Origin of the sequence: Streptomyces sp. HUAS MG91 (genome assembly GCF_040529335.1) — a bacterium.
Taxonomy (GTDB): Bacteria; Actinomycetota; Actinomycetes; order Streptomycetales; family Streptomycetaceae; genus Streptomyces; species Streptomyces tabacisoli.
In genome coordinates this window covers 6,686,861-6,703,906 of sequence record NZ_CP159534.1, presented here as the reverse complement: position 1 = coordinate 6,703,906, position 17,046 = coordinate 6,686,861, and the positions used below count along the sequence as shown (strand labels likewise).

The 17,046-nt window shown below is 73.1% G+C and carries 10 protein-coding genes; 5 read left to right on the top strand and 5 right to left on the bottom strand.

Going from position 1 to position 17,046, the window contains the following annotated elements; translation table 11 throughout:
- The first annotated feature begins 214 nt into the window (after nt 1-214).
- Both ABII15_RS30355 and ABII15_RS30350 read left to right on the top strand, forming a co-directional pair.
- Nucleotides 215-1,894: a PucR family transcriptional regulator ligand-binding domain-containing protein gene (locus ABII15_RS30355; RefSeq protein WP_353945453.1), complete on the top strand. Its 1,680-nt coding sequence runs from the start codon at nt 215-217 to the stop codon at nt 1,892-1,894.
- A gap of 130 nt (nt 1,895-2,024) precedes the next feature.
- Entirely contained in the window at nt 2,025-2,786 is a 762-nt protein-coding gene (locus tag ABII15_RS30350; protein WP_353945452.1) for a hypothetical protein, read from the top strand.
- 156 nt (nt 2,787-2,942) lie between these two features.
- Here ABII15_RS30350 and ABII15_RS30345 read toward each other — a convergent pair whose 3' ends face one another.
- Nucleotides 2,943-3,668 (bottom strand): GntR family transcriptional regulator, encoded by a 726-nt coding sequence (locus ABII15_RS30345; RefSeq protein WP_353947249.1) that lies wholly within the window; start codon nt 3,666-3,668, stop codon nt 2,943-2,945.
- A 147-nt stretch (nt 3,669-3,815) separates the two neighbouring features.
- Between ABII15_RS30345 and ABII15_RS30340 the strand changes: the two genes are divergently transcribed.
- Nucleotides 3,816-4,670 (top strand): (2Fe-2S)-binding protein, encoded by an 855-nt coding sequence (locus ABII15_RS30340; RefSeq protein WP_353945451.1) that lies wholly within the window; start codon nt 3,816-3,818, stop codon nt 4,668-4,670.
- Nucleotides 4,671-4,857: 187 nt separating this feature from the next.
- On the top strand, nt 4,858-5,934 hold the full coding sequence (locus ABII15_RS30335) for a DUF2637 domain-containing protein (RefSeq protein ID WP_353945450.1): 1,077 nt from the start codon (nt 4,858-4,860) through the stop codon (nt 5,932-5,934).
- A 30-nt stretch (nt 5,935-5,964) separates the two neighbouring features.
- Here ABII15_RS30335 and ABII15_RS30330 read toward each other — a convergent pair whose 3' ends face one another.
- Nucleotides 5,965-6,432 (bottom strand): ATP-binding protein, encoded by a 468-nt coding sequence (locus tag ABII15_RS30330; protein ID WP_353945449.1) that lies wholly within the window; start codon nt 6,430-6,432, stop codon nt 5,965-5,967.
- A 208-nt stretch (nt 6,433-6,640) separates the two neighbouring features.
- Here ABII15_RS30330 and ABII15_RS30325 point away from each other — a divergent pair, with 208 nt between their 5' ends.
- Complete coding sequence (locus ABII15_RS30325; protein ID WP_353945448.1) at nt 6,641-9,706, top strand: glycoside hydrolase family 38 C-terminal domain-containing protein; 3,066 nt, start codon at nt 6,641-6,643, stop codon at nt 9,704-9,706.
- Between the two features lie 36 nt (nt 9,707-9,742).
- Here the strand turns inward: ABII15_RS30325 and ABII15_RS30320 are convergent, their stop codons facing one another.
- The 3 genes from ABII15_RS30320 to ABII15_RS30310 form a co-directional block, all read right to left on the bottom strand.
- Entirely contained in the window at nt 9,743-11,488 is a 1,746-nt protein-coding gene (locus ABII15_RS30320; protein WP_353945447.1) for a pyruvate dehydrogenase, read from the bottom strand.
- Between the two features lie 88 nt (nt 11,489-11,576).
- Nucleotides 11,577-13,016, bottom strand: a complete 1,440-nt coding sequence (locus ABII15_RS30315) for a protein phosphatase 2C domain-containing protein (RefSeq protein WP_353945446.1) — start codon at nt 13,014-13,016, stop codon at nt 11,577-11,579.
- 132 nt (nt 13,017-13,148) lie between these two features.
- Nucleotides 13,149-16,895, bottom strand: coding sequence for a S8 family serine peptidase (locus ABII15_RS30310; RefSeq protein WP_353945445.1), 3,747 nt, complete (start codon nt 16,893-16,895; stop codon nt 13,149-13,151).
- Nucleotides 16,896-17,046: the final 151 nt, after the last annotated feature.

Below are 17,046 nucleotides of genomic sequence, written 5' to 3'. Positions count from 1 at the left end.
TCGTTCATGTGCTGTTCACGCGGAGTGGGCCCAGTACACAGGGGTGTACCGCACCGGGGTCAGTCACGGAAACCATGAAGGAGTTGGCTGACCAAGACGGGTGTCTTGTAGATTCGTATGAACGGAGGGCATCAGTAACCTCTCCGTTTCTCGTGGGAAACGGACGACGCACTCCCCCACGCACACTTCGAGACAGATCGGCGGCGACGAAGACATGCGGCTGCGCGCATTGCTGGACACGGACGCGCTGGGCCTCAGGCTCCTCGGCGGCGAGGAAGAGCTCGACCGTACCGTCCGGGGCGTGATGACCACGGACCTGCGGGACCCGAGCCGCTATCTGTCCGGCGGCGAGCTGGTCCTCACGGGCCTGGCCTGGCGCCGGGACGAGGCGGACTCCGAGCCCTTCGTACGGATACTCAACGCGGCCGGGGTCACGGCCCTGGCGGCCGGCGAGGCCGAGCTGGGCGCGATCCCCGACGATCTCGTCCAGGCCTGCGCACGGCACCGCCTGCCGCTCTTCGCGGTGAACGAGTCGGTGGCGTTCGCGACCATCACCGAGCACGTCGTGCGCCAGGTCTCCGGCGAGCGCGCGGGGGACCTCGCGGCGGTCGTGGACCGGCACCGGCGGCTGATGACGTCCGGGCCCACGGGCGGCGGCCCCGACGTCGTCCTGGACCTGCTCGGCAGCGATCTGGACCTGCGCGCCTGGGTGCTCTCCCCCGCCGGGCGCGCGATAGCGGGCTCCGGCGCGAGCGGGCCCGAGCTGCCGCCCGAGGTCTGCGCCCGGCTGGCCGCCGAGCATCTGTCGGCGACCCGCTCGGGGCGCCGCGCCCCGCACCGCGTCACGGTCGACGGCAGCACGTACTCGCTCTTCCCGATCCGCTCCGGGGCCCACGGCGCGGCCCTGACCGGCTCCCGCGACGTGCGCGAGACGGTCCTGTCGGACTGGCTGCTCGCGGTCGAGGCGGACGCCGGCGACTGGCCCGAGGAGCGGCTCGACCTGCTCCAGGGCGTCACCCAGCTGATCTCGGTCGAGCGCGACCGGCGCGACGCGGCGCGTACGGTACGCCGACGGCTGGCCCAGGAAGTCCTCGAACTGGTCCAGTCGGGCGCCGCCCCGGCCGAGATCGCCGCCCGGCTGCGGGTCGCCGCCCCGGTGCTGCTGCCCGGCCTGGGCGCGGCCCCGCACTGGCAGGTCGTCGTGGCGAAGGTCGAGTGGGAGGGCGGCGACATCGAGGGCGGCCCGGTCGCCCAGTCGCTCCTGGAGGAGATCCTCGTCGACCCGCTGTCGTCCGGCCCCGAGCCGTCCGACCGGATCGCCGTGGCGCACACCGGCGACGAGGCGATCGCGCTCGTCCCGCTGCCCGCGGTGCCCACGGAGGAGAACGGGGCGGAGCAGGGCCTGATCGCCGACGCGCTGCTGACCTCGGTACGGGATCCGCTGTCGGCGGGGCTCGCCGACGACGGGCGCCTCACCATCGGCGTGAGCGCCGCCGTGCACTCGGCGGAGGGGCTGCGCGGCGCCCTGGAGGAGGCCCGGCACGCCCGCCGGGTCGCGGGGGCCCGCACCGGCCTGGTCTGCGCGGCCGGTCACCAGGAGCTGGCCTCGCACGTGCTGCTGCTGCCGTTCGTCCCGGACGACGTGCGGCGCGCGTTCACCGCCCGGCTCCTGGATCCGCTGCGCGACTACGACCGCAAGCACCGCGCGGAGCTGATCCCGACCCTGGAGGCGTTCCTGGACTGCGACGGCTCGTGGACCCGCTGCGCCTCGCGGCTCCACCTGCACGTCAACACGCTGCGCTACCGCGTCGGCCGGATCGAACAGCTGACGAACCGTGATCTGTCGCGCCTGGAGGACAAGTTGGACTTCTTCCTGGCCCTGCGGATGAGCTGACGCACAAGCCCACGGGTTTGTGAATTCTTTCACCCATCCCCTTGGCCGCGCGCCGTGATCCGTGCTGAGATGCCCCTCATCAACTCGGCTCGATGGCGTGCTCGGGGAGGGCAACGTGGCGCATCCCGCCATGTCTGGTACCGGAACGAACGCAGGGGACGATCCACTCCAGACCGCGGTGTGGCGGCTGCGCTCGCGCGGCTGCTGGGCCGACGCGGCGGCACTCCTCGACCGGCACGCGGTCGGCGATCCGGCCGCGGCGCTCCAGCGGGCGGCGCTGCTCGGGGAGCGGTGCCTGTACACGGAGCAGGGCTGGGCCGAGGCCGAGGACGCCCTGCGGGCCGCCGAGGCGCTGGCCCACACCGATGAGGAGCGCGGCGCCGCGGCCTGCGAGCGGGGTCAACTCGCTTACGCAGCTACGTTGTTGAAGGTCCGGGACCGGGTCGACGAGGCGCGCTCCGCGTTCGGGCGGGCGGCGGCGCTGATCGCGCCCGGCGCGGCGGGGCGGGCGCTGCTCGACTTCCGGCGGGGGCTGATGGCCGAGAACCTCTCCGACGCGCCGCAGGCGGCCCGCGCCGCGTACCGCCGCGCCCATGCCGGGGCGACCGCCCACGGCGATCCTCTGCTCCTGTCCTTCACCTGGCGGCATCTGGCCGGGCTGGCGCTGCGGGAGGGGGAGTTGGCGGAGGCCCGCCGGGGGTTCTCGGAGTCGCTGCGGCTGCGCGAGGAACTGGGGTATCTGGTGGGGACGGCTCCCGCCCTGGTCTCGCTGGCCGAGGCGGAACCCGAGCCCGAGACCAAGGCCCGCCTCACGGCCGAGGCCACCCGCCTCTTCCGCCTCCTGGGCGGCGTCCCGACATGGCTGGCGGGGGTGTTGCCCGCGGCGGCTTAAGCCTGGGCCCCGCCAGGGGCGCGGGGAACTGCGCGACCAGCCCCCACCGGGGCTGCACCCGCGAACGGCGCTGAACTGGCCGCCGATTAGGCGCTCCCCCCGCGCCGGGGTGCCGCCTTGCCCACCCTGCCGCCCCAGGCGGCAGATTGCCCAAGGCTAGGACGACGTCTTGAAATGGGCGTCCAGGACGCGGTGGAGGGCGGGGGCGTCCTGGGATTCCAGGGCATCCAGGAGCGCCACATGCTCCCCGGCGTCGACCGCGAGGTCGCACGCCGACCAGATCACCCGGCGCCGCAGATCATCGGCGACCCGCACCAACTGCTCGTTCCCCCCGAGCCCCAGCACGGCCCGATGGAACGCCCGGTCCACCTCGGCGTACCGCGCGACATCCCCGCAGGCGGCCGCGGCGACGGTCTCCTCGGCGGCGGGCCGCAACGAGGCCCACCGGGACACCGGCACCGCGCGGGCGAGCCGCAGCACCACCGGCACCTCGATGAGCGCCCGCACCTCGGCCAGTTCGGCCAGCTCGCGGGCGCTCCGCTCGGCCACCCGGAACCCCCGGTTCGGCACGACCTCGACGGCGCCCTCCCGGGCCAGCAGCTGCATGGCCTCGCGCACGGGCGTGGCCGAGACCCCGAACCGCTCACCGAGCACCGGCGCCGAGTACACCTCGCCGGGCGCCAGCTCACCGGAGAGCAGCGCGGCCCGCAGGGCGTCGAGGACCTGCCCGCGCACCGACGTCCGGGCGACGGCGACCCGCGGCGCGGGCGGCTCGCTGTGCGTGTGCTCACCACGGTGCGCGGCCACGGAGGAGTCGGCGCCGCGCTGTTCCGGCACCGCGAAGGGCGCCACGCGCGGTCTGGCCTGCTCCACCCCGGTCATCCCCATCGCCGCCGTTCCTAGCCGTTCGTCGCTCTTTGTCCCCATCCCAACCCAGAACCATAGGGCGCCGGGCCCGCAGTTCAAACCCCGAAAACGTCGGGTAAGGTAAGGCTTACCTGCAAACGATCGCGATTCGGTGGTCCCTGCATGACTCTCCTCACCCCGGCGCACGCCGCGACGGACAGCGCGGTGTCGGCCGCGTACGCCCGCCTCACCGAGGTGTTCCCGAGCCTGCGCATCATCGAGCTGGGCCCGGACGAGCCCCTGCCGCACGGCGCCGGCTGGGTCCGCACCGAGGACCTGGCACAGCAGGGCCCCGCCCTCGACGCCTTCCTGGCCTGGGACAACGCCCAGGTGCTCAAGGACTACGGGCAGCAGGCCCGCCCCGACGTCATCGCCAGCTTCGGCCTGCACCGCTACGCCTGGCCCGCCTGTCTGCTGATCACGGCGCCCTGGTTCCTGCACCGCAGGGTGCCGCGCTTCCCGGCCGCCCACGTCTCCTTCCAGCGGGCGCTCGGCCGGATGGCCGTACGCGTCACCGACTTCGCCTGTCTGCCCGGCGACCCGGCGGCGAGCCTGCCCGGCGCCCATGTCGTCCCCGACGAGGAGGCCCTGCGCGCCGAGGTCCGCGCGGCCGTCGCCGACCACCTCCAGCCCGTCCTGAGCGGCTTCGGGCCCCGGATGCGGCGCGGCCCGCGCGCCCTGTGGGGCATGGCGACGGACGAGATCGTCGAGAGCCTCTGGTACGTCGGTCATCTGCTCGGCGAGGAGCGGCGCGCGATGACCGAGCTGGAGGAGCTGCTGCCCGGTACCACGAAGCCGTACGTCGGCCGGGCCGCCTTCCGGGAGCTGACCGGACCCGCGGGGGAGACCCTGCCCACCCGGGACCGCGCCAGCTGCTGCCTCTTCTACACGCTGCGCCCCGAGGACACCTGCGTGACCTGCCCGCGCACCTGCGACGCGGACCGCATCGCACGCCTCACGGCTACCACAGCAGCCTGAACCACCCGTACGAGTGACATAAATCGAAACCAACTTCCCCTTTTAAGGCGGGAGTTCGAGCGTACGACCGCTTTACACGCCCCCCTTGCACTCCAATGGCGTTCTCTTGTCCCGAAACCCCCTGCGGGCTCGGACGGCTGGGCCACTATGGCGCCCGAAAGCCCTACCGCAATGCAAGGGACCCCAGATGAGACTGACCGACATATCGCTGGACTGGCTGCTTCCGGGCGCCGTGCTGCTCCTGGGCGGACTGGCGGCGGTTGCGGTCCTCGCGCGCGGCAGGCGCTCGGGGGACGGCAAGAAGGGCGGGTCGTCGATGGACGAGTCGTGGGAACGCAGCGAGGAGCGCCGCAGGCGCAAGGAGGCCGTCTACGGCACCGCCTCGTACGTGCTGCTGTTCTGCTGCGCCGCCGTCGCCGCCGCGCTCTCCTTCCACGGCCTGGTCGGCTTCGGCCGGCAGAACCTGAGCCTGTCCGGGGGCTGGGAGTACCTGGTCCCCTTCGGCCTCGACGGTGCCGCGATGTTCTGCTCGGTGCTCGCGGTGCGCGAGGCCAGCCACGGCGACGCCGCGCTCGGCTCGCGGATACTCGTATGGACGTTCGCCGGCGCCGCCGCCTGGTTCAACTGGGTGCACGCGCCGCGCGGGCTCGACCACGCGGGCGCCCCGCACTTCTTCGCGGGGATGTCGCTGTCGGCGGCCGTCCTCTTCGACCGCGCCCTGAAGCAGACGCGCCGCGCGGCGCTGCGCGAACAGGGCCTGGTGCCGCGGCCGTTGCCGCAGATCCGGATCGTGCGGTGGCTGCGCGCGCCCCGGGAGACGTACAGCGCCTGGTCGCTGATGCTCCTGGAGAACGTACGGACGCTGGACGAGGCCGTGGACGAGGTGCGCGAGGACAAGCGGCAGAAGACGCAGAACCGGATGCGGCAGCGGGAGCACCAGAAGCTGGAGCGGGCGCAGTTGCGGGCTCTCAGCCGCGGCCACCGCGGCCTGACCGGGCGCGGTGGCCGCCAGGTGGAGGTGCCGGCCGTGGCCGCGTCGGCAGGCTCCGCCCAAGGCGGCTCGGAGCCTGCCATATCCGCGGGGACCCAGCCCTCGCAGGATCAGCTGCCACTGCGCGCCCGGCCCTCGCTCCAGGCCGTCAGGGGCGGTCCTGAGCAGCCGCCCGTGACCGTCGATCTGACGGCCGAGGACGACACTCAGGCACTGCCCCGGCTCGACACCCTGGAGCGCAAGCTCAAGGACCTGGAGCAGCAGTTCGGCTGACGCGGCATCACATCCGGCGGGCGGGCGGTGTCACAGGACGCCGCCCGCCCCCGTGTGCAGTTCGAACCACACCACCTTCCCCGGTTCTTGGGCGCCGAGCGCCGCGACGCCCCAGGCGTCCGCGAGGGACTGGACCAGGAGCAGGCCCCGGCCGTGCGTGCTGTGCGTACCGTCGTCGGCGTTCGGTACCCGCAGCCTCGGCCTGCGTGCCGCCGCGTCCCTCACCTCCACCCGCAGGCCCCGGGGGCCCACGGTCGCGACGAGTTCCGCGTCCCTGTCCGTGTGCACCAGCGCGTTGGTGACGAGTTCGCTGGTGAGCAGCTCGGCTATCTCCGTTCTTCCCGGCATGCCCCAGTGGCGGAGCAGCTCGCGCAGTGCGCGCCTGGCCTCCGGTACCGCTCGCAGGTCCGCCCGGCCCAGCTTCCGCTTGAGCTGTCGCGGTGCCCCGTCGACTTCCGGGGCCTCCCTGTCTTTGGTGTCATGCACCTGCCGTTTCATTACCCCCGCCCACACGCCGATCACGATGCCTCTCTGGTCCTGGACTCGTACTCCTCGGCCTGTCTGTCGAACGCGTACACGGCCATGCATTCCCCGCTGCTCTGTCCGCACTCCTGTTGATTCGTCCATCACCGGCGGGGTGTCCACGGGCGGCGCGGGGAAGGGAAGCGGTGGAGCCACCCCGGACGAGAACCGAGAAGGAGCCGCCGTGCACGACGACCGACAGCTCGTGGAGGGCCGACTTGAACGGGCGATGCGTCAGTTCGTCCGCCCCGCGCAGTACGCGCGGCGTACCCCGCTGACCCTGAGCGTGTGGCACGCGCCGGGCGAGCCGGTGCCCGTCGCCGAGGCGCTGAAGGCCGACTACGAACCCTTCGAGACCGGCACCCCCTGGGGAAAGCCCTGGTCGACGAGTTGGTTCCGGCTGGAGGGGACGGTGCCCGAGGAGTGGGCCGGGCAGCACGTCGAGGCCGTCGTCGACCCCGGATTCACCGGGCAGGGCCCCGGCTTCCAGGCCGAGGGGCTGCTCCACGGCGCCTCGGGCGTCCCCCTCAAGGGCATCCACCCGCGCAACCGGCACCTCACCGTGGCGGAGCGCGCGGCCGGGGGCGAGCCGGTGCGGCTGCTGCTGGAGGCGGCGGCCAATCCGACGGTCATCAGGGACTTCGCGCCCACGCCGCTCGGTGATGTGCTGACGGCCGGGGACCGGCCCGTCTACCGGTTCCGAGCCGCCGATCTCGCCGTCCTGGACGAGACCGTCTGGCACCTCGTGCTCGATGTCGAGGTGCTCTCCGAGCTGATGCACGAGCTGGACGCGGACCGGGGCCGGCGCCACGACATCCTGCGCGCCCTGGAGCGGATGCTGGACGCGCTCGACCTGCACGACGTGTCCGGCACGGCGGCCGCGGCCCGCGCCGAGCTGGCCGACGTCCTGGCCCGGCCCGCGCACGCCAGCGCGCACCGGATCTCGGCGGCCGGGCACGCGCACATCGACTCGGCGTGGCTGTGGCCGCTGCGCGAGACGGTCCGCAAGGCGTCGCGGACGTTCGCCAACGTCACGGCGCTGGCCCGGGACTACCCCGAGCTGGTCTTCGCCTGCTCGCAGGCGCAGCAGTACGCGTGGGTGAAGGAGCACCAGCCGCACATCTGGGAGCGCATCAAGAAGGCGGTGGCGGACGGCAACTGGGCGCCGGTCGGCTCGATGTGGGTGGAGTCGGACGCCAACATGCCGGGCGGTGAGGCGCTGGCCAGGCAGCTGGTGCACGGCAAGCGGTTCTTCCGGGACGAGCTGGGCGTGGAGACGGAGGAGGTCTGGCTGCCGGACTCCTTCGGATACACCGCCGCCTTCCCGCAGCTGGCGAAGCTGGCGGGCGCCAAGTGGTTCCTGACGCAGAAGCTGAGCTGGAACCAGACGAACAGGATGCCGCACCACACGTTCTGGTGGGAGGGCATCGACGGCACCCGCGTCTTCACCCACTTCCCGCCCGTGGACACGTACAACGCCCAGTTCCACGCCCGTGAACTGGCGCACGCGGAGCGGAACTTCGCGGAGAAGGGCGGCGCCTCGCGCTCCCTGGTGCCGTTCGGCTGGGGCGACGGCGGCGGCGGTCCGACCCGCGAGATGCTGGAGAAGGCGCGCCGCCTGCGCTCCCTGGAAGGATCGCCGACGGTGCGGATCGAGAAGCCGTCCGCCTTCTTCGAGGCCGCGCACCAGGAGTACGGGGAGCGGGCCCCGGTCTGGTCCGGTGAGCTGTACCTGGAGATGCACCGGGCCACGTACACCACGCAGGCGAAGACGAAACAGGGCAACCGGCGCAGCGAACACGCCCTGCGCGAGGCCGAGTTGTGGTGCACGGCGGCCGCGCTGCGCGATCCCTCGTACACGTACCCGTACGACGCCCTGGACCGGATCTGGAAGACGGTGCTGCTGCACCAGTTCCATGACATCCTGCCGGGTTCGTCGATCGCCTGGGTCCACCGGGAGGCCCGGGAGACCTACGCCGCCGTTCTCGCCGAGCTGGACGGCCTCACGGCCGAGGCAGTGGGCCGGCTCGGCGGTACGGAGCCCTCGGCACTCAACGCCTCGCCCTACCCGCGCAGTGAAGTCGTCGCGCACGACGGTCGGTTGGTGCACGTACACGTCGACGGGCTGGGCGCCGGTTCGCTCGCCGGGGCCGCCGCGCACACCCACGGGCCCGGCGCGCACGCGGCGGCGACCCGTGAGGCGGACGAGAAGATCGTGCTCGCGAACGAGTACCTGACGGTGGCCGTCGACGCCGACGGCCTCCTCGCGTCGGTGCGGGACCTGGAGCACGGCGGCCGGGAGGTGCTGGCCCCGGGCGCGCGCGGGAACCTGCTCCAGTTGCACCCCGACCATCCGACCCAGTACGACGCCTGGGACCTGGACGCCCACTACCGGCACACCCGCACCGACCTGACCGGGGCGGAGTCGGTGGAGCTGGTGGAGGAGGGGCCGCTGCGGGTCTCGGTCCGCGTCACCCGCTCCTTCGGCAGCTCGCGGATCACCCAGGAGTACCGGCTCGCGGCCGGCAGCCGGCGCCTCGACATCGTCACGGACATCGACTGGCAGGAGTCGGAGAAGGTCCTGAAGGCGGCGTTCCCGCTGGACGTGCACGCCGAACGGTCCACGTCCGAGATCCAGTTCGGGCACGTGCACCGCTCGACGCACGCCAACACCGGCTGGGACGCGGCGCGTTACGAGATCTGCGCGCACCGCTGGCTGCGGGTGGCCGAGGAGGCGTACGGGGTCGCGCTGCTCAACGACTCGACGTACGGGCACGACGTGACCCGCACCGAGCACCGTGACGTCCTGGGCACCACGGTCCGGCTGACGCTGTTGCGGGCCCCGCACTCCCCCGACCCGCAGACCGATCTGGGCACGCACCGGTTCACGTACGCGCTGCGGCCGGGCGCCACGACGGGTGACGCGGTGGCGGAGGGGCTCGCGCTGAACCTGCCGCTGCGGATCGCCGCGGCTCCGGCGCTGACGCCGCTGGTCACGGTCGACAACCCGGCGGTGACGGTGGAGTCGGTGAAGCTCGCCGAGGACCGCAGCGGCGATGTCGTGGTCCGGCTCTACGAGTCGCGGGGCGGGCGCGCCGCGGCGACGCTCACGGCCGGGTTCCCGGTGGCGGGCGCCGACGAGACGGACCTCCTGGAACGGCCGCTGCGGGCCGCGGCCACCTCGGAGGGCGGACTCGCGCTCACCCTGCGGCCGTTCCAGATCCTGACGCTGAGGCTGCGGCCCGCCTGAGCCGCGGCCGTGACCGCCGTGCCCACTGACGAACCGTCAGGGGCGCGGCACGTTGCGCAGGTTGGAGCGGGCCATCTGCACCATGCGGCCCACCCCGCCGTCGAGCACGATCTTGGAGGCGGAGAGCGCGAAGCCCGTGACCATGTCGGCGCTGATCTTCGGCGGGATGGACAGCGCGTTCGGGTCGGTGACGATGTCGACGAGCGCCGGGCCCTTGTGCTTGAAGGCGTCCTTGAGCGCGCCCGCGAGCTGCTTGGGCTTCTCGACGCGGACGCCGTAGGCACCGGCGGCGCGGGCGACGGCGGCGAAGTCGGGGTTCTTGTTGGTGGTCCCGTACGAGGGCAGGCCCGCCACCAGCATCTCCAGCTCCACCATGCCCAGGGAGGAGTTGTTGAACAGGACGACCTTGACCGGCAGGTCGTACTGGACCAGCGTCAGGAAGTCGCCCATCAGCATCGAGAAACCGCCGTCGCCCGACATGGAGATCACCTGCCGGTTCCGGTCGGTGAACTGGGCGCCGATCGCCATCGGCAACGCGTTCGCCATCGAGCCGTGCGAGAAGGAGCCGATGACGCGGCGCCGCCCGTTGGGCGAGATGTAGCGGGCGGCCCAGACGTTGCACATCCCGGTGTCGACGGTGAACACGGCGTCCTCGGAGGCGAGTTCGTCGACGACGGAGGCGACGTACTCGGGGTGGATGGGGACGTGCTTGTCGACCTTGCGGGTGTAGGCCTTGACGACGCCCTCAAGGTGGTCGGCGTGCTTCTTCAGCATCTTGTCGAGGAAGCGGCGGTTGCTCTTCGGCTTCACGCGCGGGGTGAGACAGCGCAGCGTCTCGCGGACGTCGCCCCACACCGCGAGGTCCAGCTTGGAGCGGCGGCCGAGGTGCTCGGGCCGCACGTCGACCTGCACGATCTTGACGTCCTTCTGCGGCAGGAACGCGTTGTACGGGAAGTCGGTGCCGAGCAGGATCAGCAGGTCGCACTCGTGGGTGGCCTCGTAGGCGGCGCCGTAGCCGAGCAGCCCGCTCATGCCGACGTCGAAGGGGTTGTCGTACTGGATCCACTCCTTGCCGCGCAGCGCGTGCCCCACCGGCGACTTGATCTTCTCGGCGAACTCCATGACCTCGGCGTGCGCGCCCGCGGTGCCGCTGCCGCAGAACAGGGTGACCTTGCCGGCCTCGTCGATCATCTCGACGAGCTTGTCGATCTCGGCGTCGCCGGGCCGGATCGTGGGCCGCGAGGTGACGATCGCGGTCTCGATGCCGCTGTCCGGTGCGGCCTCGTCGGCGACGTCGCCGGGCAGCGATACGACACTGACACCCGATTGGCCCACCGCGTGCTGGATGGCGGTCTGGAGCACGCGCGGCATCTGCTTCGGGCTGGAGATCATCTCGCTGTAGTGGGAGCACTCGGTGAAGAGCCGGTCGGGGTGGGTCTCCTGGAAGTAGCCGAGGCCGATCTCGCTGGACGGGATGTGCGAGGCGAGGGCGAGCACCGGTGCCATGGAGCGGTGGGCGTCGTAGAGGCCGTTGATGAGGTGGAGGTTGCCGGGGCCGCAGGAGCCCGCGCAGGCGGTCAGCTGCCCGGTGACCTGGGCCTCCGCGCCCGCGGCGAAGGCGGCGGTCTCCTCGTGGCGTACGTGGATCCAGTCGATGGCGCTGTTGCGGCGGATGGCGTCGACGACCGGGTTGAGGCTGTCGCCGACGACGCCGTACATGCGCTTGACGCCCGCCCGGACGAGGATGTCGACGAACTGTTCCGCGACGTTCTGCTTGGCCATGACGTGTGTGCCCCTTCGGAACCCGGATTCGGTCTCGGTCGCGTGCCGGTCACTGCTTCCGGGTTCCATGAATTCACACGGGGCGGTGTTACGCCTCCCAAACGGCGGCGGCCGTGCGGTCGTCCGCGTACCCCTTGACCCGGACCTGGGTGTCCGCGAGGAACGCGGCCAGGCCCGGCGGCTCGGCGTCCGCCCAGCGCTGCGCGAGATGGCGGGCCAGATCCGGCTCGCCGCGCAGCGGCTCGGCGAGGCCCGCCGTGCACAGCAGCAGGGTGTCCCCCGGGCGGGCGACGGAGGCGCGGAACCGGAACGGGTCGCGGGGCGGCTCGGGCGCCGGTTCGTAGGGGCTGGGCGGGGTGGTGATGCCCAGGTCCATGGTGAGCCGGTCGCCCTCGGGCGTCTCGGCGGGCGGCGACGAGCCGTATCCGACGACGGGGGCGCCCTTGCGCTGCTCGACGACGCTCGGCTCGATGTCCTGCCAGGCGCCGTCCCGCAGCCGGAACAGGCCGCCGCCGCCGACGCCGAAGTAGACGCGGGTGCGGCAGCCGGGGTCGGCGGGGACGAGCAGGCAGCGCAGCGTGGCGCTGTACTCGTCGGGGTCGAGGCCCTGCTCGGCGGCGGTGGCCCGCAGCTTGCCGAGGCTGCGGTCGGTGAGCCGGTGCAGCCCCGACTTGAGGTCGCCGCGCCGGCCCGCTCTGATGTCCTCGGCCAGCCGGGTGTGGCTGAGGCCGACGGCGCGTCCGATCCAGTCGCACGCCTCGGCGGCGGCGCGGTGGGCGCCCGGGGTGGCACGGGCGCCGGTCGCCAGCGCGACGAGGATCAGCGCGCCGGGCCCGCTGCCGAAGCGGGCGGTCAGCAGGGAGTCGCGGCGGGGCTCGCCCCGGTAGCGCGCGGAGTCGCCGCGCACGGAGGCCGCCCGCAGCACGCAGGAGCCGTACCGCGCCCCGTCGAGCACGGTGTCGGCCACGAGGCCGTCCAGGTCCTCGGGGTCGGCGACGGGCAGCGCGGTGGGCTCGGCCTCGTAGGTGGGCGGGCCGTCACCGACGTACGGGACCGTGGGCGGGGCGGGCGGCTCCGGCGGGAGGACAGGGGCCGGGGGTTCAGCGGGCGGGGCGGGCGGCGCGGGCGGGCCGGTCCGCGGGTCCGGGAGCGGCGTCGGCGGCGGTCCGGCGGGTGCTTCGGCGGGCCGGGGCGGCGCCTCCGGTGCTGCCGGGGCCGTGGGTCCGGCCGTGTCGGGCCGCAGCGAGGGCAGGCCGACCGGAGGTGCGGGCGGGTCGGCCGGCGGTGGGTCCCACGGCGGCGGGGGCGGGGGCGGCACCGCGTCCGCGGGCGGGGTCGTCACCGAGCCGGCCGAGGCGAAGCGGTCGTCCAGGGTGTCCGCGGCCGGGGCCGGGCCGGTGTCGGCGGCGGCGCCCTCGTCCTCGTACAACTGCCCCCACCAGTCGTCTTCCTGGGACTTCCGTGACTCCTGCAACGCGTGGGACTCCCGGGACCGGTGACCGGTGGGCCTCTCCCCCTGCTGGCTCATGCCCTTATTGTCCACATGACAGCGCGTCCGAAAACGGGGCATCGGGAAAAACCTCCGCACAAAAGGTCCGCCGGGCGGCCCCACCCCCCACAGGGTGGCCGCCCGGCGGACCGGTTCGTGTGACGGCTCGAACTAGCGCACGTCGTACGCGCGGGTGACGGTCTGGGTGACCGAGGCGCCCTTCGCGTCGGTGAGCCGCACCTTCAGCGTGACCTGCTTGCCGGAGGCGCCCGCGTGGTCCACGGTCGCGGTCCAACCGCCGTCGTGACGGGAGGTGGTGGCCTCCGTCCAGGTCTCGCCGCCGTCGTAGGAGTACGAGAGCGCGGCGCCGGTGAGGCGGCCGGGCTCGTATCCCGCGTGACCGGTCGCCGTCAGGGCGATCCGCTGGCCGTCCTGCGCGGCGAGGGTCTTGAGACCGTCCTCGGGAAGCGCCAGGTGCGGGAAGAGCAGCGGGACTCCCTGCGAGTAGACGTCCTCGTCGAGGTGCGAGCGGAACGACCAGGTCGTGCTCGTCTGCGTCGACCGGTTCCAGACCTTGGAGCCGATCTTCGCGGTCTGGAGGGTGAGTTCGTACGCGGCGTCGTCGGCCGGGACCTCGAACACCCCGTACGGCCAGGCGCTGCGCCCGATCTCCTCGCCGTCGCGCGTCAGCCGCATGCCGCCGATGTCGCCGAACGAGCCCTGGACGCCCTGGTGCTGCCCGTCGCCCCAGAAGCCGGGCGCGACACCGATCAGGTTGCCCTGCCGCTCGGCGGCGAGGGCCTGCTCACCGGTGGCCGTCAGCGGCGTCGTGGGGGCCAGCACTCCGCCGTACCACTCCTCGGTGCGCCGCTCGCCCTTCTTGTACGTGCGCACCGTGTCGCCCATGAACTCGCCGTACGGGAAGGAGCTGGACACCTCGTGCCCGAAGGCGGTGTCGCCCGTGGAGTACAGCTCGGTGCGGGTGGACGGCGCGGCGATCGGGAGGAGGTCGCCGAACCCGGCGGTCAGGCCGTTCGGGCGGGACGCCGACGGGAAGTCGAGGTAGTCGGCGGCGGTACCCATCGCGCGGTACGTCGCCCGGTTCGTGGCGAGGTCCCGGTCGGCGACGCGGTAGGCGCGGTCGGAGCGGATCTGCCCGCTCTCGGGGAACGCCAGGGTGTAGCTGTACGGGCTCTTGGCGGTGGCCTTCCAGTGGAGCGTCGTGGTGCCGGAGGCGATGCGGGCGGCGAGCGCGGTGCCCTCGTCGGTCTCCAGGGCGAGCGTCGGCAGCGGGCCGCCGGTGAAGCCGGTCGCCGGGTACCAGCGGCCCGCGGCCTCGCGGTAGAGGACGACGCCCTTGGCGCCGGCCTTGGCCGCGGCCTGGGCGACGGCGGACGCGGAGCCGCCGTCGGCCAGCTTCACCAGGGCCAGCTTGCCCTGGGACGCGGCCAGTTCGGCGGCCTTGCCGGAGCCGCCGTCGACGATCTCGGAGGTGCCGGTGCCGTCGAGGTTGGCGGAGTTGGTGGAGCCGGTCACCGGGTGCAGGGCGGGGCCCCCGGTCACGCCGAACTCGCTGATCTGCGGGGCGGCGGTGCGCCAGAAGCTGTCGAACTCGAAGCTGCCGTCACCGGCGCGGCCCCGCACGTCGGCGTAGTAGGCGCGCACGGTGCGCGAGCCCTGGATGGTGGCCGAGTGCAGCCAGTTGTCGGTGCCGAAGGTGCGGGCGAAGCCGAGGGAGGCGCCGCGCACCTCGCTGTCGCGGTCGGTCCTGACGGTCAGCCGGTGGGCCTCACGGGCGTCGAGGACGACGGTGGTGTCCTTGGTGAGGTTCAGCTGGGGACGGGCGAGGAAGGTCGCCGAGTCGACGAGGGTACCCGTGGTGGCGGGGGTCGCGACGAAACTCGACAGGAAGTAGGCGCCGGGCCGCAGTTGATAGGTCTGGTCGGTGGCGCCGTTGTTCACGCGCCGCTCGCCGGAGGCCACGTCGGTCCCGATGACGTCGAGGGAGGAGGCCCCGGTCGCGGGGTTGCCGCTCCGGTCGACGACCTTGACGCGCAGGGTGACCGTCTCGGGCTGCACGTACAGCGAGAACGGGGTGCTCAGGTGCACGCCGCCCGGTCCGGTGGCGAGGACGCGGCCGGTGACGTCGCCGTACTGGGCGGCCTTGAGGGACGCCGCCGGGTCGAGCTTCAGCGGCACCTGGACGGTGCCGCCCGCGGGGACGGTGACCGTACGGGCGCCGAGCGCGGCGATGTCCGAGCGGACCGCGGAGCCGTTGTTGCCGGTGACCCGGGCGACGGACAGGGTCAGCTTCACCGGCTTGTCGGTGGTGTTGGTGTACGGGACCTGCACGGTGGTGCGGTCGCTCTTGTCCTGCGGCCAGTTGAACGTGCCGCCCTGGACGGCGTCGGCGCCGAGGACGCTCTGGTCGATCGCGGCCTTCGCGTCGAGGCGCCCGCCGCCGGTCTCGCGCACGTCACCGGGGATCCCGGAGTCCGCGGAGGAGACGAGGGCCTGCTTGATCCGGGCCGCGCTCCAGTCGGGGTGGCGCTGCTTGACGAGGGCGGCGGCGCCCGCGACGTGCGGGGTGGCCATCGACGTACCGCTCATCGACTGGTACGCGTACACGCCCCGGCCGCCCGCGGCCGCGGCCTTGATCGCGACGCCCGGCGCGGCGATCTCCGGCTTCAGGGTGTGGGTGCGCCGGACGGGGCTGCGGCTGGAGAAGTTCGCGGTGGCGTCGTCGCCGTCGACGGCGCCGACGGTGAGCACCTCGGGCACGCAGCCGGGCGAGGAGACCGAGTTGAGGGTGGGGCCCGCGTTGCCGGCGGCGATCACGAAGAGCGTGTTCTTCGCGGACCGCGCGAGCTCCTGGGTGGCCTGCGCCATCGGGTCGGAGCAGTCGAGCTCGGAGGGGTTGCCGAGGCTCATGGAGACCACGTCGGCGCCCTCGTCGACGGCCCACTGCATTCCGGCGATGATCCACGAAGTGGCGCCGGAGCCACTGTCGTTGAGGACCTTGCCGTTGAGCAGGGTGGTCGCGGGGGCGACGCCCTTCTCCTTGCCGCCGCTCGCCGCGCCGGTGCCGCCGACGGTGGACGTGGTGTGGGTGCCGTGGCCGTTGCGGTCGCCGGCGTCGGCGGAGTCGGTGAAGTTCTTCGACTCGGCGACCCGTCCCGCGAGGTCGGGGTGTTCGGTGTCGGCGCCGGTGTCGAGGACGGCGACCTTGGTGCCCTTGCCGTCGTAACCGGCCGCCCACGCCCGGTCGGCGTGCACCTGCTTCGTCGAATCGGCCAGCAGCGACTGGGCCTTGGCGTCGAGCCACAGCTTCTTCAGGTCACCGGCCGCGCGGGAGCGGGGAGTGGCGATGTCGGCCCAGAAGGCGGCGGCCTTCTTCTTGTCGGCCTTGAGGGCGACACCGTCGATCGCGTCGAGGACGAGGCCGCGCTCGGCGCCGCGCGGGGCGGCGGGCACGCTCCGGGCGACGTCGACGGACGTGTCGTAGGTGGCGATGAGCGGGAGCGTCGCGCTGTGCTGGTCGTCGTAGCCCTGCCGGATCAGCCCGGTGACGTTGAACAGTTCCTCGTCGACCCGGCCCGCGGCGAGCGCCGCGGCGGCGCCGTCCGGATAGGCGTAGAGGTCCTTTCCGGAGCGGCGGGTCTGCAGCAGTGGCGTGGTGCCGTCCTCGGCGGGCAGGGCCGTCGCGGAGCTGTTGCCGTCGGCGTCGGTGGTGACCAGGACGCGGTCCCCGGTCACCAGGGTCACCGTCGCGGTCGTGGACGCCGCGGCGGTGCTGCCGACGAGTGGACGGCTACCGTCCGGGGCGGTCCCCTCCACCGCCCCGGACGGTACGGCCACCGTGCCGGCCAGGACGGCGGCGGTCGCCGCCACCAGGGCCGTACGCGCTATCGGGCGCATCGCTCTCCCCAGGTGAATGCGCAGGTGAATACCGGTCAAAACCCGTATTCCCGGCGGGTGTTTGTGCTGCGGTGGCGCCACATTGGCAGAGTGACGGCAGGTGCGGGGAAGATGAGCGCGGCGGGAATGTGCCGTGGCTATTTCCCGCCAC

What these genes read in the sequence shown, in the direction of transcription:
- ABII15_RS30355 (WP_353945453.1), top strand. Translation starts at nt 215, where the DNA reads ATGCGGCTGCGCGCATTGCTGGACACGGACGCGCTGGGCCTCAGGCTC.
- ABII15_RS30350 (WP_353945452.1), top strand. Translation starts at nt 2,025, where the DNA reads ATGTCTGGTACCGGAACGAACGCAGGGGACGATCCACTCCAGACCGCG.
- ABII15_RS30345 (WP_353947249.1), bottom strand. Translation starts at nt 3,668, where the DNA reads ATGACCGGGGTGGAGCAGGCCAGACCGCGCGTGGCGCCCTTCGCGGTG.
- ABII15_RS30340 (WP_353945451.1), top strand. Translation starts at nt 3,816, where the DNA reads ATGACTCTCCTCACCCCGGCGCACGCCGCGACGGACAGCGCGGTGTCG.
- ABII15_RS30335 (WP_353945450.1), top strand. Translation starts at nt 4,858, where the DNA reads ATGAGACTGACCGACATATCGCTGGACTGGCTGCTTCCGGGCGCCGTG.
- ABII15_RS30330 (WP_353945449.1), bottom strand. Translation starts at nt 6,432, where the DNA reads ATGAAACGGCAGGTGCATGACACCAAAGACAGGGAGGCCCCGGAAGTC.
- ABII15_RS30320 (WP_353945447.1), bottom strand. Translation starts at nt 11,488, where the DNA reads ATGGCCAAGCAGAACGTCGCGGAACAGTTCGTCGACATCCTCGTCCGG.
- ABII15_RS30315 (WP_353945446.1), bottom strand. Translation starts at nt 13,016, where the DNA reads ATGAGCCAGCAGGGGGAGAGGCCCACCGGTCACCGGTCCCGGGAGTCC.
- ABII15_RS30310 (WP_353945445.1), bottom strand. Translation starts at nt 16,895, where the DNA reads ATGCGCCCGATAGCGCGTACGGCCCTGGTGGCGGCGACCGCCGCCGTC.